Source organism: Polyangium sp. 15x6 (assembly GCF_029960785.1).
Taxonomy (GTDB): domain Bacteria; phylum Myxococcota_A; class Polyangia; order Polyangiales; family Polyangiaceae; genus Polyangium.
In genome coordinates this window covers 153950-169733 of sequence record NZ_JASBQE010000006.1, presented here as the reverse complement: position 1 = coordinate 169733, position 15784 = coordinate 153950, and the positions used below count along the sequence as shown (strand labels likewise).

The 15784-nt window shown below is 65.6% G+C and carries 10 protein-coding genes; 5 read left to right on the top strand and 5 right to left on the bottom strand.

Annotated elements, in window-relative coordinates:
• Position 1: 1 nt before the first annotated feature.
• The 3 genes from QHF83_RS07220 to QHF83_RS07210 all read right to left on the bottom strand — a co-directional run bounded on the left by QHF83_RS07220 (position 2) and on the right by QHF83_RS07210 (position 4673).
• Positions 2 to 973 (bottom strand): outer membrane beta-barrel domain-containing protein, encoded by a 972-nt coding sequence (locus tag QHF83_RS07220; protein WP_282417016.1) that lies wholly within the window; start codon positions 971 to 973, stop codon positions 2 to 4.
• 370 nt (positions 974 to 1343) lie between these two features.
• The gene (gene ftsY / locus QHF83_RS07215) at positions 1344 to 2750 is read right to left on the bottom strand and encodes a signal recognition particle-docking protein FtsY (protein WP_282417015.1); all 1407 of its coding nucleotides are present in this window, start codon (positions 2748 to 2750) and stop codon (positions 1344 to 1346) included.
• A gap of 129 nt (positions 2751 to 2879) precedes the next feature.
• On the bottom strand, positions 2880 to 4673 hold the full coding sequence (locus QHF83_RS07210) for a carboxypeptidase regulatory-like domain-containing protein (RefSeq protein ID WP_282417014.1): 1794 nt from the start codon (positions 4671 to 4673) through the stop codon (positions 2880 to 2882).
• 317 nt (positions 4674 to 4990) lie between these two features.
• On the opposite strand from QHF83_RS07210, the gene QHF83_RS07205 reads away from it, so the two are divergent.
• Entirely contained in the window at positions 4991 to 5794 is an 804-nt protein-coding gene (locus QHF83_RS07205; RefSeq protein WP_282417013.1) for a HEAT repeat domain-containing protein, read from the top strand.
• 88 nt (positions 5795 to 5882) lie between these two features.
• The gene (locus tag QHF83_RS07200; protein WP_282417012.1) at positions 5883 to 6713 is read left to right on the top strand and encodes a HAMP domain-containing protein; all 831 of its coding nucleotides are present in this window, start codon (positions 5883 to 5885) and stop codon (positions 6711 to 6713) included.
• A gap of 66 nt (positions 6714 to 6779) precedes the next feature.
• Here the strand turns inward: QHF83_RS07200 and QHF83_RS07195 are convergent, their stop codons facing one another.
• Together QHF83_RS07195 and QHF83_RS07190 are read right to left on the bottom strand one after the other, a co-directional pair.
• Positions 6780 to 7220 carry a YraN family protein gene (locus QHF83_RS07195; RefSeq protein ID WP_282417011.1) on the bottom strand — a complete coding sequence of 147 codons (441 nt, stop codon included), beginning with the start codon at positions 7218 to 7220 and terminating at the stop codon, positions 6780 to 6782.
• Positions 7221 to 7243: 23 nt separating this feature from the next.
• Positions 7244 to 7903, bottom strand: coding sequence for a hypothetical protein (locus QHF83_RS07190; protein WP_282417010.1), 660 nt, complete (start codon positions 7901 to 7903; stop codon positions 7244 to 7246).
• A 578-nt stretch (positions 7904 to 8481) separates the two neighbouring features.
• Between QHF83_RS07190 and QHF83_RS07185 the strand changes: the two genes are divergently transcribed.
• From QHF83_RS07185 to QHF83_RS07175, 3 genes are all read left to right on the top strand, one after another.
• Entirely contained in the window at positions 8482 to 10155 is a 1674-nt protein-coding gene (locus tag QHF83_RS07185) for a hypothetical protein (RefSeq protein WP_282417009.1), read from the top strand.
• A 99-nt stretch (positions 10156 to 10254) separates the two neighbouring features.
• The gene (locus QHF83_RS07180) at positions 10255 to 14100 is read left to right on the top strand and encodes a hypothetical protein (RefSeq protein WP_282417008.1); all 3846 of its coding nucleotides are present in this window, start codon (positions 10255 to 10257) and stop codon (positions 14098 to 14100) included.
• 11 nt (positions 14101 to 14111) lie between these two features.
• Positions 14112 to 15587 (top strand): hypothetical protein, encoded by a 1476-nt coding sequence (locus QHF83_RS07175; protein WP_282417007.1) that lies wholly within the window; start codon positions 14112 to 14114, stop codon positions 15585 to 15587.
• Positions 15588 to 15784 lie beyond the last annotated feature (197 nt).

Sequence of the window (15784 nt, the reverse complement as noted above, 5' to 3'; positions counted from 1 at the left end):
CTCACTTGGGCAGCCGGTATTCCCAGCTGAACGGCAGGAAGACCGAAAACCCGACCTGTGCCTGGACGTTGTTGGTGAAGCTCGTCTCGGGCGCGGTCCAAGTCGTCGGATCCTGTGCTTTCGGATTGCCGTTGACGTCGTTGCCGATCGCGATACCCGGGTTCTCGAGCTCGTCGAAGAAGATGTAGTCGCTGAGCTCCGCCACGACCGCGAACCATCGGTTGAAGAAGATGCGGAGCCCGCCGCCGACGTGGAACGACAGCCGAGGCTTGAACTCGAACGTGCGGTTGTCGGGATCGACGACGGCGATCGGGCGCGTAGCGATCGCACCTACGCCACCGAGCACGTAGAAGTCGTAGTGGAAGATGAAGTCGCCGAACCCGGCGAACTTGCCGTACGCAGGCACGTACGAGAAGTTCGCGTTCGCGTTCCAGGCGTACTCCGTGATCGGAATACCGACGCGCGCCGCGCGGCTCGTCTGGAAGTTGAAGTTCGAGGGCGAGTTCAGTCCGGCGTAGAAGTTGCCGTTGACCCCGACCGCGAGCACGTTCGTGATGTAGAAGTTGAGACCGAGCCCGGGCGCGGGGTGCGCGACGAACTGGTCGTTCATCGTGATCCCGAAGTAGGGCGTGATCTCGAAGCGGAACCGGCGCAGCGCGTAGATCTGCTGCACCGCGTACATCTCAGCGTTGATGTCCCGCTTCGCGGCCTCATCCATGTTGATGCTCGGGCAGGCCGAGGGATCGATCTTACAGATGTCCCCGAGGCCTTCACCCTCGCCGCCAGGAGTCTCGCCCTCACCCTCGCCGGTGCCGGCAGCCTCGCCCTCGGCGGGCGCTTCAGCAGGCTTCTCGGCTCCCTCGTCGTCGAGGTTGATCTCCTTCGGTTGATCCTTCTTCGGTTGCGCTGCCGCCGTCAACGGCATGGCCAGCAGCGCAGCCGCCACGAGGAGCCCCACGCGAACCTGGTTCATCGCCATCCCTTCCGCAGTCCGTGCGACGTGAGCATCGATCGGTCCGGTCCGTCCGTACAAGTCTAACTGCGCGACTTCATTCAAAAAAACGGTCTACCGACAAGCGGGACGGACTATATCACGCGTAAAATCTGGGAATCAACAACCAAATCGGTTTCTCTTCCCGAGATCGGATCGGGCAGGACCGTCCCGGCTGCCAGCGCAGCGACACGATCCACGCCCATCCAACCACGAGACGCTCGCGAACGAGCAAGAAAATCAAACAATATCCGCAATTTTTGCGCCGTCCGTCCGAAACGTGCACGACGTGGCCCCGTCTCCGATCCCGGTCGGGGCCCCGTCGCGCTTGTTTCGTGCTCGGCGCAGAGGTTCACGCCGCCGCGTCCGTTGACTCGTCGGTCTGACCGAGCAGGGCTTCGACAAACTCGTCTGCGTTGAAGTCACGCAGCTCGTCGGGACGCTCGCCGATGCCGATGTAGCGCACCGGCAGCGCATGCTCCGCGCAGATGCCGAGCACGACGCCACCCTTCGCCGTGCCATCGAGCTTCGTCAGCACGATGCCCGAGAGCGGCAGCGCCTCCTTGAACATCGCCGCCTGTTGCAGCGCGTTCTGACCGTTCGTCGCATCGAGCACGAGGAGCGTCTCGTGCGGAGCTCCGGGCAGCGCCTTGTCGATCGTGCGCGCGACCTTCTTGAGCTCGTCCATCAGGTTTGTCTTCGTGTGCAAGCGACCCGCCGTGTCGGCGAGCACGACGTCGGCGCCGATCTCCGCGGCCTTCTGGATCGCGTCGTAGATGACCGCGCCCGGGTTCGCTCCATCCTTGCCGCTCACGACTTCGCAGCCGACGCGCTTGCCCCACACGACGAGCTGCTGCACCGCCGCCGCGCGGAACGTGTCGCCCGCAGCGAGCACGACGGTCCTGCCTTCGGCCTTGAGCTTGGTCGCGAGCTTGCCGATCGTCGTCGTCTTGCCCGCGCCGTTGACGCCCACGAACATCACCACCGTGGGACGCGCGGGGAACTTGATGCTGCCGCCGCTGCCACCGAGGAGCTCACGCGCGCGACGACGCAAGGCATCCCAGACCTGCTCGTCCTTGACGAGCTTCTTCTCCTTGATGCCCGTGCGGATCTCTTCGAGCAGCGCCTCGGTCGTCTTCACGCCGACGTCGGAAGTGAGAAGCACCTCCTCGATCTGATCGACGAGCCCAGGATCGACCTCGCTGCGGCCGACGAAGAGCGCCTTCAGGCGACCGAAGAAGCCCTCGCTCTCGCGCGCCTTCGTGAGCCCACGGCGCAGACCTTCGACGTCCTTCTTGCGCGGAGCCGACGGCGCAGGCAGCTCGCGCGCCGCGATCGACACGGGCTTGATCGCAGGAGCCTCTGCAGGCTTCGGCGCGGGCTCGGCGACGGGCGTCGGAGCTTGCACGGACGCGGGCTCGGGCTGCTTGGCCTCGGGCTCCTTCGCGACGGGCGCGGGCTCGGGCTGCTTCTCGACGACGGCCGGCGCAGGCTCGGCAGCCTTCTTCTCCTCCTTCTTGGCCTCCTTGGCCTCTTCGGCCGGCTTGGCCTTTGCCGGAGCAGCCTGCTTCGGCTCCTCCTTCGCGGGTTTCCCCGCGGCCCTGGCCGGCTCTTCACGCTCGGGCGCCTTTTTCTCCGGGAGCTTCTTCGGCTCCGGCGGCGTCTCGAGCTTCTTGGGCGCTTCCGGCTTCCTGATGAACAGGAAGTAAACGGCCAGCGCCACGACCACGAGACCGATGACGATGTAGAGGGGGTCCACGATGTGCGTTCTCCAGCGGTCCGCGAACTGGTTCGCGACTATATGGGACGGTACCCGTACGTCAACGTGTGTGCTCTGCACGCGAGGGCAAAGGGAGCGCACGGGTGGGGGAGGCGGTGGCGGTCCATGTCATCCCGCCGGCTTTCGGCCGCCTCTGGGTTCGTCGTTGAGGAGCGCCGCTTCGACCCCCTCGTCGACGACGGAGGAGCCGTAGGCAGCTTGCTCGAGGGCTCGCGCCCAGGACTCGATCTCCGCGTTGTTCGCGCGGAAAGCCGCCCGCCGTACGTGTCCGGGGGTCGGCTCGGGTTGCATGTCGAAAGGCGCTCCGGTGCGGCGCGCCCATTTCACGAGCCGCTCGAGCAGCGTGCGGCGGCGGGTGATCAGGGCGACGCGGAGCACCCCCGGCGGAGGGAGCGCCTGCTCGTACCTGCTGTGCTCGTCCGCTTCGATCACGAGGCGCGCATCGCTGCGATAGGGCACATCCAGCACGAAGGTTCCACGTTCGTCGGCGGTCGCGCGCGCGATGACACCATCGCCTTGGAACGCGGGCGCCACCACGGCGAGCCGCGCGCCGGCGATCGGGATTCCATCGTGCGCGTCGAGCACTGAGCCACGATAACCACCCTGTCCCGTCGACGCTCGTACGACTTCGACGCCGGCGCGTCCCGAGGGCACGGGATGCGCTTCGTCGTCCTCGTCCTTCTTCGGTGGCATCGGCGCGCGCCGCCAGCCGAAGACGATCCACGCCGTCACTGCGAGCACCACGATCGCGATCACGAGCTGCCGCGCGATGCCTGGCCCCTTGACGTTCACGTCGACCTGGAGGTTCGCCCCCGACTTGTAGAAAGGCGCGGCGGGCACGTACCGCAGCGTCAACGGCACGACGCCGGCACGCTCGAGCGCGAACGAAGCGATGACGTGCGCCTTGCCGCCCTGCACCGCGCCCGCGCCCACGCTCTCGCTCCCTCGCAGCGCCTCGACCACGCCGCCCGTCACCGGGCCTCGCGACGTCGTGACATCCACGTCGATCCCGACGCCGTCCTCCGGATCTGCCGCGTCGACGGGGTGCGCGAGCGCGAGCCGCACCTCGGCGCGCCTCACGATCGGCTGCGTCGTCGTCGCCTTCGCGAGCGTCGTCGTGCCTTCGAAGCGCAGGCGCAGCTCGCCCGATCCGGGACCGGGGAACGACGCGCTCGGGATCTCGAAGCGCACGCGTCCATCGCCGCCCGTCTGCCCCTCAGCGATGCGCTCGCCGCGTTCGTCCTCGAGCTTGATCGCGAGCCCCTCACGCCGCGTGGTGGTGGAGCGGGACGACCCGGTGCGATCGACGCGCAGCGATCCCGTGAGCAGTACGTTCTCGCGATCGAGATCGATCACGTCGGGCGCAGGTTCGAAGCGGAGGATCGTGCGCGCGAGCGGCGCGTCGGCTGCGTCGAGGCGGACCACGCTCTCGGCTGGATCGCGCAGCTCGTCGCCTTCGAAGCGGAGCTTGATCGACGCTTGTCCGATCGGCGCGCCGGCGCGCACGCAGAACGCTCCCCGATCGTCGGTCTGCACCTCGTAGGCGTCCGTGCCGATCAGGCGAACGGACCGTCGCGACCTTCGTGCCGTCGCGTCACACGTCGAGGGCGTCGGTAGGTTGACGGCCGAGCCGCCGTCTGCGATCGCGCGGAGCGTGATCGTCGCGCCGGCCACGGCGGCGCCTGCGTCGTCGAGCAGCTCGCCTCGGACGATCGTGCCGGACGGTTCGACCGTCGCGGCTGCGCTGATCTGCGCGCCGCCTCGCACCTGGATGCGAATCACGCCCCCGGATCCTCGGGTCTGCGCGATCGCGGACGCGGAGAGGAGCAGGAACAGCAAGGAGACGAGCGCGCACAGCGGGCGCGACGAGGCTCTCGCCTTGGCACCTCGGCTGCGGGACATCCCCTTCCTATATGCGGGATCGCCCCGCGCGACCAGCGCTTCCGCCGATGTCATGGTCAGGCCGCGCGTTGAAGCGAGCTCGGTCGAGGCACGTCCAAGCCTCCACGGTTCCTCCGCGCGTGACAGACGCGGCGGATCTCGAATGGTCGAGGTCGCTCCTTGGGTGGAGCGACCGAGTCGTGCCGCTCTGCGTCGAGGTACGGGTGAGGTGCAGGATGAAGAAGACGGGTGATCGCGTGCTCGAGAACTCCACGACCTCCGATTCGACGCCAGCTTTCTCCATTCGCCGGGGCGCATCGTGTATCTTCGGAGCTCGAATGCGAAAGAGCGTCCCCGTCGTCGCGGCCCTCTCGTTGTTCGTCCTGACCCCCGAGGTCGTGCGAGCGGATCCTCGTACCGGCTATCTCGTCCAGCAGCTCAAGACGAGTGAAGATTTTCGTGTGCGAACGCAGGCTGCGCTCGCGCTCGGCGCGTCGGGGGACGACGCCGCCGTCAAGCCTCTCTGCGACGCACTCGCGGACAGCAACGACTCGGTGAAGGTCGCCGCGGCGGCCGCGCTCGGCAAGCTCGGCAAGCCCGCGGGCCTGCCGTGTCTGCAATCTGCGATCAAGAACGAGAAGGTCGCCTCCGCGAAGACGCAGATGCAGAAATCGATCGACACGCTGAAGAGCGGCGGCGTGGCCGCGCCTCCGCCTCCCGGCCCCGACACGAAGTACTACGTGGCGATCGAGATCTCGAACAAGACGAAGCGACCCGCGGCCGAGATCGAGACGATCGTGCGCTCGGCGATGCAGACGAAGATCCTCGCCAAGTCCGGGTATGCCGTCGCGCCCAAGGGCGAGACGGCGGCACAAGGCGGCAAGGTCGTCAACGGCAAAAAGTTGAAGGGCTTTTATCTCATCGCCAGCGTCGAGCCGCCGGTGTACGAGAATGGAAACCTCACGCAGATCGTGCGCGTGAGCATGTGGACGTACCCGGGCAAGGCGCTTCAGGGCGAGTTCTCGCCGAAGCTCACGCAATCCGACACGCCCAAGACCGACGTGCAGAGCGAAAACGTGCTCATGAAGATGTGCGTGGAGAACGCCATCGACAGCTTCGCGAAGATCGTCGCGTCGCTGTGATATCGCAGCGAGAGGGGAGCGGATCCGGCGCGGCGCGACCCCTCGGGCAAACACCACGCGCCGTGCCAAGAGACGCGCAAGGTCCCCGATGAGCGAGGCTTCTGTCACCCCGCCCGCCGCCACGAGCGGCCGCCAGCAGCGCCGCATTCGCAACTTCCTCCTCGACAAGCGCTTCCAGCTCAAATACGCGGGCTTTCTCGCGGCGATCGCGCTCGTCGTCTCCCTCCTCCTCGGCGCGGTCCTGTGGTGGACGAGCAACAAGCTGATCGATCAGAGCCGCCAGGCCGTCGTGCAGCAAAAGGCGCTCGTCACGCAGGGGCAGGAGACGGTGAAGCGCGGGCAGCTCGCGCTCGCCGAGCGGAAGAAGAACGACGAGCTCGTCAAGATGAACATCGCGAAGGCGTACGAAGATGCGCCCGAGCTCGCGAAGCAGTTCGGCAAGGACGCGGAGAACGACGCGGCGAAGCTCAAGGAAGAGCAAGCGAGCCTCGAAAAGGACGCGGACTCCCTGAAGCAGCGAGCCGCCGAACTCGAACGTCAAGCGGCCGCGGTGGAGGAGCAGCAGCGCAATTTGATCCTCGGCCTCGTGCTCGCGCTCGGCTTCCTCGTCGCGTGCATCTGGGTCGCGGGGATCGTCGTCACGCACAAGGTCGCGGGGCCCGTGTTCAAGATGAAGCGCATGTTCGGTCGCGTCGGCGAAGGCCACCTCGCTCTGCGCGAGCGCCTGCGCAAAGGCGACGAGATGCAGGACTTCTTCGAGTCGTTCGAGCAGATGCTCGGAAACCTCCGCGAGCAGAAGACGCGCGAGATCGCGCAGATCGACGCCGCGATCGCGCGCATGGAAGCGGATGCTTCGAGTGACGGCGTGGCGATGTTGAAGAAGCTGCGCACCGAGATGCAGGCCCAGATCGACGGCTGACGTCTCCACGATTGCGCGTCGACGTGATCGCGCGGATCACGCGACGCCGCACTTCATACACTCCGATCAGAACGCTGCTTTGATGTGCTCGACGAGCGGATCGCCGTCGGGCGTGAACGTGACGGCGACCGCGTCGAAGCGCATGCGCTCGATCGTCTCGTCTCGGACAAACCTCGACGTCCAGAGCTGTTGTCCCGCAGCGCGAAGGCGCGCGCGCTTTCGTGCGTCGATGCTGTCGAGCGCGCGCTGGTAGCTGCGTGAACCACGCGTGCGCACCTCGACGATCATGATCACGACGCCGTCGCGGACGAGCAGATCGATCTCGGCGCGCCCCACGCGCACGTTGCGGCCGAGGATCGTGCATCCCATGCGGACGAAGTGATCCGCGGCCGCGTCTTCGGCGCGCGCGCCTACGCGATGACGCGCGTCGCGCGGCCGAAGGACTCGGACGTCAGGGGAAGGGGAGGCTGTGGAGGGAACGAGCGGACGACGAGGAGGACGCGTCACGGGCGTGCGCGTCGCGGCTCGTTTCAGCTATCGGTCGTGAAGCCGACGCCCTTGCACTGGGTCGCGTTGTAGTGACCCTTGACCGTGCCGCAGGTGCCTTCGGTGACGAACTTCGTGTCCTGCTTGATGCAGTACTTGCCCGTGAGCAGCGGGTCGCCGAGACCCACGTTCGGGCGGATCTGCTCGCACGAGTAGCCGGTGGGGCACTCGCAGAAGTTGAAGTTCGGATCCGGCGGCTCGCCATCGGCGACGCCGCATCGGCACGAGCAGTACACGGCTTGCGCCGCGTCACGCTGCGAGTCGGCCGCGCACTGACCGCAGACCTCGGCCTCGATCACCGTGTCGGTGCCGGGGATGCAGCAGGCCTTGTTCGCGTCGTCCGCCGTCGAGGTGGACGTCTGGCAGCCGTTCGTGGCAACGCCGCCAGCTGCGGGCTTCGTCTGCCCATAAGGGCAGCTCACGCGGCCCTGGAAGTGGTTCACGAGGCAGATACGGGTCTGGCACTGGAAGGAGCGCGACTCGATGTTCTCCTCGGTCACTTTGAAGCCGGCGAAGTCGGTTTTGTACTCGTCTTCGGGGATGCAGGGGTCCCCGACGCCGCCGCTCTGACAGGCGACCGGGAGGCCGCCCAGGGCGAGTACGCTGATCAGACCAAGCATGCCGGACAGGATCGAACGGGTCATCAGATCGTGCTCCTTGGGCCGGGGCGCCCCTGCTCCATGCGGGGCGCGCGAGCGCGACGCGCCGCCCGCGCGTCCGCATCGAGAACTCGGCGAACGACGCCAGCAGCGAGGACGCTAATCGAAGGGGCGACGGACCGTCAACCTCTCGATGCACAACCCGACGGACTACCGCCGGTTTTCGTCCATGGGGGGGTGTCGGTCCGGGCCTGGCCGGTGATCGACCCGGGATCCCGACGGGTCCTTGGCGCGCCCCAAGGCACTCCCTGGAGAGGTGTCGGAAGCGGCACCTGGACCGCGCAGCGCTAGGAAACCGCCGCTTGACAAGCCAACCGTCATAATTTTACCATCCGCGGCCAGACGCAAGTATCCGCTGATTCTCATTGAAGTTTTTGGTCATCGCTCCCGGTCACGGAACGCCGGGAGCCGCGACTGCGAAGGGCCCCGTCCACTGCGGATCCAGCCGCTCGACGAACGGTATTTGGGCCGGTTCGGGTCGCCTTCATCGACCTCAACCTCCGAACGACGAGGAACGACGAATGCGGAAAGGGCTGGCTACTCTCTGTCTTCTTGCATCTGCCATGCTCGCAGCGCCGACGGCTTTTGCCCAGCAGGGCAAGGCTCCGGCGGCGCCTGCAGCGAAGGCTGGCGACGCCAAGAAGAACGACAAGAAGGCCGCTCCGAAGGAGATCGAGCTCGAGGACGAGGCCGATGGCCCCGTGACCGCGGGCCAGATGACCGAGGAAGCGGCGCAAGCAAAGCGGCTGTTCGACGCGGAGCGATGGAGCGAATCAGCGCTGCTCCTGAAGCGCGTCGTCGACGGCGAGACGGGTGACGACGAGGGCAACAAGCAGATCGCGCAGTATCACCTCGCGATCGCGCTTTATCGCCTGCAGTTTTACCAGGCGAGCTACGCGATCTTCTCCGAGATCGCGGACAAGACGAATCACCTCAAGTTCAACGAGACGCTGCTCTGGTTGTCGAAGCTCGCCACGCAACTCCCCGAGCCTGCCGACATCATCGAGCGCGTCGGCAAGTACAAGAGCGAGCAGGTCGCGCGGTTCAACAACCCGCAGCAGCGTGATCTCTACTGGCAGCTCAACTACCTGCTCGGCCGGTACAAGTACCGCAACCGCAACTACGAGGAGGCCATCGGCCTCTTCGAGAAGGTCGACGCGAAGAGCAAGTACTACGTTCAGGCCCAGTTCTTCACGGGCATCTCGAACGTGCAGCTCCGCAAGTCGGTGCCCGCGGTGAAGTCGTTCCAGCAGATCGTGCGGGCGCTCGACGAGGGCGTGGAGGGCGTCGAGGACGAGAGCCGCATGCGCGATCTCGCGTTCCTCTCGATGGCGCGCACGTACTACTCGGCGTCGATCCGCCTCGACGACAACAGCGTCCCGAGGGTCGACGGCAACAAGCTCAGCGCGGCCGTCAAGTACTGGAACCGCGTCGACGTGGGCAGCGAGTACTGGCTCGACGCGCTCTTCGAGCAGTCGTGGGCGTACTTCATGGCCGGCGATTACCCGCACGCGCTCGGCAACATCCACACGATCGAGTCGCCGTACTTCCCGAACGCCTTCTATCCGGAGGCGGACATCCTCAAGGCAGTCATCTCGTTCACGATCTGCCAGTACCAGGATGCGACGACGATCGTGGCGCGCATGCGCAAGCGCTACGAGCCGATCAAGAAGGAGCTCGAGGCGATCCTCAATCGGTTCAAGGGCGAGGACGCGGAGACGAAGTTCTTCGACTTCTTGAAGGACGTGCGCGCGGGCAAGGCGGCGCTCTCGCCGACGGTCAAGCCGATCGTCGAGAACGCGCTCTCGGATCGCCAGCTCCTCCGCAACCTCGAGTACGTGCGCGTGCTCGACGAGGAGGACGCTCGGTACAAGAAGGCGCCGGCTGCGTTCCGCAACTCGCCCGTCGGTGGCGACGTGACGGACGCGCTTTCGCTCGCTCGTGATCTCGCGGTGCGCAACGCCGGCACCCTCGCGCGGGAGCGCTACCAGCGTTACCTCGACGAGCTCAACGAGCACCTCCGCGATGCCTCGAAGATCCTCATCGACATCACGGCTGCCGAGCGAAACAAGCTCGATCAAGAGGTCGTGAGCGGCCAGCTCACGAAGGAAGAAGCGCTCGTGTTCGGCGTCGTCAAGCCGGACGACGAGCACGTTCTGTGGCCGTTCAACGGCGAGTACTGGCGCGACGAGCTCGGTTTCTACCGGCAGGTCGTCACGTCGAAGTGCGGCAAGTAGCGGGAGGCCCGAGGGGGCGGCGACGAGTTGCGCCGCCCCGGGGGGATTGCGGCAAAGCCGCCTCCGGGTTGCGAGTTATCAGTTGAGGAGATGACGACGATGAAGCAGTCCAACGTGAGTGCGCTGCGGAGGCTCCGTCTCGTGACGGGCGCAGCAGCACTTTTCACCGCCGCCGTCGCGACGGGCCCGGCGTCGGCCGCCGATGAATGCATCACGCAGCAAGCCAAGGACTCGCTGGCGCAGTGCCCCGGCGGGTCGCTCAAGCAGAGCGCTGGCAAGAAGCCGGCGATGAGCTTCAAGTCGGCGCCGCAGGGCGTTCAGCTGAAGAAGCGGGACGACCAGCTCAAGCCGACGAATCCGACGGCGTCGATGAACGCCGCGCAGCGCGACGAGCGTCGCAACCGGCTGGCGGCGCGCTCGCGCCAGCTGCTCATCACCGAGATCCAGGGCCTCGAGAGCCTCTTCTCGAACACCCCGAAAAACGCGCCCGATCGCCCGAAGCTGATGCGGCGTCTGGCCGAGGGGTACGTCGAGCTCGAGTCGGCCGCGTTCCGCGACAAGACCGAGCAGAGCATCAACGCCGACGAGGCGAAGCGCAAGAACCCCAAGGCGGAGAAGGGGTTCCGTGACGAGGCGGCGAAGGCCGACAAGATCCTCGTCGCCGCGCGGCAGCAGGCGATCAAGTACTACACGCTGCTGAAGAACGGCTACCCGAAGTGGTGCCAGAGCTCGAACGCGCAGGATCCGACGAAGAGCACGGGCTGCACGGACGAGGTGCTCTACTACCTCGCGTACGAGTACGAGCAGGCCAACCAGCTCGATCAAGCGCGCAAGGTCTACTTCGAGCTGATCCAGAACTGGCCGCAGTCGAAGTTCATCCCGAACGCGTACCTCGCGTTCGGCGAGCTCTTCTTCAACGAGGCGCAGGGCGATCCCTCCAAGTGGCAGCTCGCGGAGCAGTCGTACCAGGAGGTCACGAAGTACCCGGCACCGGACAACAAGGTCTGGGGCTACGCGCACTACAAGCTCGGCTACGTGTACTGGAACCAGGGTGAGTTCCCGAAGGCGCTCTCCGAGTTCAAGAAGACCATCGAGTACGGCATGCAGTACCAGCAGCTGCCGAACGCGAAGGAACTCGCGAACTCCGCGCGGCGCGACATCATCCCGGTGTACGCGCTCGCGGCTGCGCCGAAGGCCGCGCACGACTTCTTCAAGCCGCTCTCGGGCGACACGGGCGTCAACAACGAGAAGACGCTCAAGATGCTCGACGATCTCGGCCAGAACTACCTCGACACCGGCCACTACAAGGAAGGCATCGAGCTCTACAAGGACCTCATGGTCCGCGATCGTGGCCCGAAGTTCTGCAAGTACCAGGGCCACATCACCGAGGCCACGCTCGCCATGAAGTCCGGTAACAAGGACTCGATCAAGGCCGAGCTCGATCAGATGCTCGAGGTGCACAACAAGTTCGTCGCCGAGGGGCACCCCGATGACATGAAGCTCAAGTGCTCGAACTCGACCGCGGGTCTTCTCACGGAGACCGCGATGGCGTGGCACCTCGAGGCCGTCGGCTCGGGTGGCGTGCGCGGCACGGGCGACAAGAAGACGATGACGCTCGCGACGCTGCTCTACGAGCGCGTCGTGCAGAACTTCAAGCAGGAGCAGTTCGCGCGCTTCGAGTTCCCGCGCATCGTCAAGGAAGACTGGCCGAACATCTTCAAGATCAAGTACGCGATGGCCGACCTCGCGTACTTCAACAAGGACTGGGCCAAGTGCGGCCCGGCCTTCGACTCGGTCGTCGCGGAGGATCCGAGCGGCCCGCTCGCGCCCGAGGCCGCGTTCGCTGCGGTGCTCTGCTACCAGAACATCTATACCGAGACGCACAAGGACGGCTCGGACAAGAAGGGCACCGGCCAACTCCCGAGCGCTGCGGACGGTGGCAAGAAGGGCGACAAGAAGTCCGAGAAGGCCAAGTACGCCCCGAAGGATTTCACCGACAACCAGAAGGGCATGCTGACCGCGTTCAACCGGTACATCTGCTACATCAAGCCGCCGGAGAACGACAAGGAAGCCCAGGAGAACTACGTCGAGGTCAAGTACGCGCGCGCCCGCACGTACTTCGAGGCGCAGCACTGGGAGGAGGCGGCGTTCGCGTTCCGCGACGTCGCGGTGAACCACTCCGACAAGGACGTGGGCATCTACGCGACGCAGCTCTACCTCGAGTCGCTCAACATCCTCGGCTCGAACTCCGAGCCGGCGCGGCCGTCCTGCTACGACAACATGGCAGAGGACGTGCCCAAGTTCATCGACCTGTACTGCAAGGGCGGCAAGGAGAAGGAGAACGCCGAGCAGTGCGGGATCCTCACGCGCATCCAGCGTGACATCGAGCGTCTGCGCGCGCAGAAGCTCATCGAGTCGGCGGACGCTGGTGGCCAGGGCGTCGACACGATCAAGATGTATGAGCGCGGCGCCCAGGCCTACATGGACCTGTGGAAGAAGTACGGCGAGGCGGCGTGCGAGAAGAAGGAAGCCTCCTGCGAGAAGAGCGAGGAGATCCTCTACAACGCGGCCCGCGCGTTCCAGGCTGCGCGCCTCATCGCGAAATCGATCACGGCGCGTCAGATCCTTTTGAACCCGAAGTACAACCTCGACAAGACCGAGCTCGCCAGGAAGTCGATCTACGAGATCGGCGGTAACTACCAGGCGATCGCGGTCTACGACGAGGCGGCGAACTGGTACGAGCGTTTCTCGCGCGAGAACCCGAAGATGGACAAGGCGGCCGAGGCGCTTCAGGACGCCGTCGTGCTCCGTCTCGGTCTTGGTCAAGAGGATCAGGCGATCAAGGACGCCGACCTCTTCAACAAGAACTACGGGTCGCAGAAGCCGACCGAGGCCGCGAAGATCGCGTTCGCCATCGGCTCTCACTACATCGACAAGGAAGACTGGGACGGCGCGCGGCGGCGGCTCAGCTCCGCGATGGGCCAGATCGATCGCAACGCGACGTTCGACGTGCAGATCCAGGCGCACGCGTTGCTCGCGCGGGTCTTCACGAAGATCAACAACCCCTCGAGCGCGGCGCCCGAGTACAACAAGGTCCGCGGTTACTGGAAGGATCCGCAGGCCGCGCTCAAGAAGCTCGACGCCATCGGCGGGAGCGAGGAAGAGAAGATTCGCCGTCTCGGCAAGTCGCTGACGGCCGTCGGCGAGGCGCTCTTCTTCTTCGCGGAGCTGAAGAGGAAGGAAGTCGATAAGATCCGGTTCCCCGAATACAAGGGCTCCGGCCAGCGTGACGATGTGATGAAGCACATCAACACGAAGGTCATGGACTGGATCAAGAAGAAGCGGCCGGCCATCGAGGAAGCCTCGAACGAGTACGTCAAGATCGTCAACCTCGAGCCGCTGCCTCCGCCTCGCTGGGTCATCGCCGCCGGTTCGCGCGTCGGTACGATGTGGAGCAAGTTCGTCGCCGAGTTCCGCGCCGCGCCCATCCCGAAGGAGTGGAAGGGCAACGGAATGGTGCCGGGTACGGACCTCAGCTACGCCGAGCTCCGCGGTGAGTACTACGCGAAGCTCGACGAGGCGAGCGAGCCGCAGAAGCAGTCCGCCAAGGCCGCGTTCAAGAAGTGCCTCGACTACTCGGTCAAGTATCAGTTCTTCGATGAGTACTCGCGTGCCTGCGAGGTGTGGCTGTCGAAGAACTACGGCGCCGAGTACCACCTCATCGACGAGTTCCGTGGTTCGCCGTCGCGGGTGAACTCGGGCCTCAGCGATCGCGCGCAGCCCGTGAACCTCGATGGTACGGCGTTCGCGCCGCCGAGCGACACGCCGCCGCCCGCCGAGAACAAGCCCGCGGCGCCGGCGACGGGTGACAAGCCCGCCGAGACGAAGCCGGGCACGTCACCCGAGAAGGCCGCCATCGAGGGCGCCACCACCAAGAAGAACTAAGGGAGCGAGCCATGAAGAGATTTTCAATTCTTGTGGCGACGGCTGCCCTCTCCGCCGCAGTTGGTTGCGGCGGCGGGGGAGGGGGAACGGGCGGCAAGCCCGCGGTGGATCCCAAGACCGGCGCGGCGATCGTCGACAGCAAGGGCAACGCGGTCTCCGTGGCCGCGGCGAACAAGTACAAGGACGGTCTCGAGGCCTTCACGAAGCACGACAAGGCCCGTGACTGGACCGAGGCCACTTGCCAGCAGACGGCGGAGATCTTCCTCGATGCCGCCGACGAGCAGAGCGGCAAGACGCTGGTCGAGGCGATCTACAACGCGGGCGTCTCGTATCAGCGCTGCAAGCAGGACGCGAAAGCGAAGGAGAATTTCAAGAAGGCGCTCGACGCGGATCCGAAGTTCCACCGCGCGCGGGTGCAGCTTGCGATCTACTCGTTCGCCGAGTCGCAGGAGAAGGCCATCGATCAGACGATCAATGAGCTTTATCAGGCGGCCGTCGTCGACGCGCGGTTCCAGAACGTCGAGGGCCTCGTTCAGCTCGGCATGTTGCACATGAAGCGCAACAACACGCAGGCGGACAAGGATGGTCGCACGGACCTGCAGAACGCGAAGCGCTACGCGCAGAGCGCGCTGGCCGTCGATGACGGGTATCTGCCGGCGTTCAATCTGCTCGCGCTGATCTACATGGAATCGGCGAAGGTGAAGGCGGGTCGTTCCTCCAAGAAGGGCGTCGCGACGAACGTCAGCAAGGAGAAGAAGATCGACACGCAGGCGCTGGATCTCGCGGCTCTGGTCTGCTCGCAGGCCATCCGCAAGAACCCGAACTACGCGCCGATCCACAACACGGCCGGCATGATCCAGGTCGAGCTCAGCAACCTGAACGGCGCGGTCAGCGCCTTCAATACGGCGCGTAAGCTCGACCCGACCTTCTACGAGGCGCAGATGAACTTCGCCGCCGTGAACCTGAGCTTCCGCGGGTTCGCGCAGGCGGAGGAGGCGTATCGCGCCGCGCTGAAGATGCGGCCGAACGACTACGACGCGCACCTCGGGCTCGCGCTCGCGCTTCGTGGTCAGATCGACGATACGAACTTCGACAAGATGGTCGCGGCGGCCGCGGCCGAGCTTGCGGAGGCGAAGAAGCTCGCTCCGGAGCGCGCGGAGACGTACTACAACGACGCGATCCTCACGCAGGAGTACAAGGCGAAGTCGGGCGGCAAGGACGCCGAGCCGATGCTCCTCGCGGCGAAGCAGCTCTTCGGCGAGTTCATCGCCAAGGCTGGGAGCGCGCCGGAGTATGCGGATGCGGTGAAGCGCTCGAAGGAGCGCATGGAAGAGATCCAGCAGATCATCGACTTCAACAAGCAGACCGAGGCGGAGCGCAAGGCGGCCGAGGCGGAGGCGAAGAACCGCGCCGCCGAGGCAGAGGCCAAGGGCACCGAGGAGGGCGGCGAGGCGAAGCCGCCCGAGGGTGGTACGCCGCCTCAGTGAGGGAGAGGCCCGCGGTGCCCGAGACGGCGCCGCGGGCTTTTTTTTGATCCTCCGGGAACCTTGGGTCATGCGGGGTGTCTTTTCGGGCCAGGACGAGAGAGTCTCGAACGAAACCTGGCTCGGATCCCGTTGACCACGTCCCTTCGGGGACGGTACGATGTGACTGAAAATACGGCGAAGACTTGCGAGGAGGCTTG

What these genes read in the sequence shown, in the direction of transcription:
- QHF83_RS07220 (WP_282417016.1), bottom strand. Translation starts at nt 973, where the DNA reads ATGAACCAGGTTCGCGTGGGGCTCCTCGTGGCGGCTGCGCTGCTGGCC.
- QHF83_RS07210 (WP_282417014.1), bottom strand. Translation starts at nt 4,673, where the DNA reads ATGTCCCGCAGCCGAGGTGCCAAGGCGAGAGCCTCGTCGCGCCCGCTG.
- QHF83_RS07205 (WP_282417013.1), top strand. Translation starts at nt 4,991, where the DNA reads ATGCGAAAGAGCGTCCCCGTCGTCGCGGCCCTCTCGTTGTTCGTCCTG.
- QHF83_RS07200 (WP_282417012.1), top strand. Translation starts at nt 5,883, where the DNA reads ATGAGCGAGGCTTCTGTCACCCCGCCCGCCGCCACGAGCGGCCGCCAG.
- QHF83_RS07190 (WP_282417010.1), bottom strand. Translation starts at nt 7,903, where the DNA reads ATGACCCGTTCGATCCTGTCCGGCATGCTTGGTCTGATCAGCGTACTC.
- QHF83_RS07185 (WP_282417009.1), top strand. Translation starts at nt 8,482, where the DNA reads ATGCTCGCAGCGCCGACGGCTTTTGCCCAGCAGGGCAAGGCTCCGGCG.
- QHF83_RS07180 (WP_282417008.1), top strand. Translation starts at nt 10,255, where the DNA reads ATGAAGCAGTCCAACGTGAGTGCGCTGCGGAGGCTCCGTCTCGTGACG.
- QHF83_RS07175 (WP_282417007.1), top strand. Translation starts at nt 14,112, where the DNA reads ATGAAGAGATTTTCAATTCTTGTGGCGACGGCTGCCCTCTCCGCCGCA.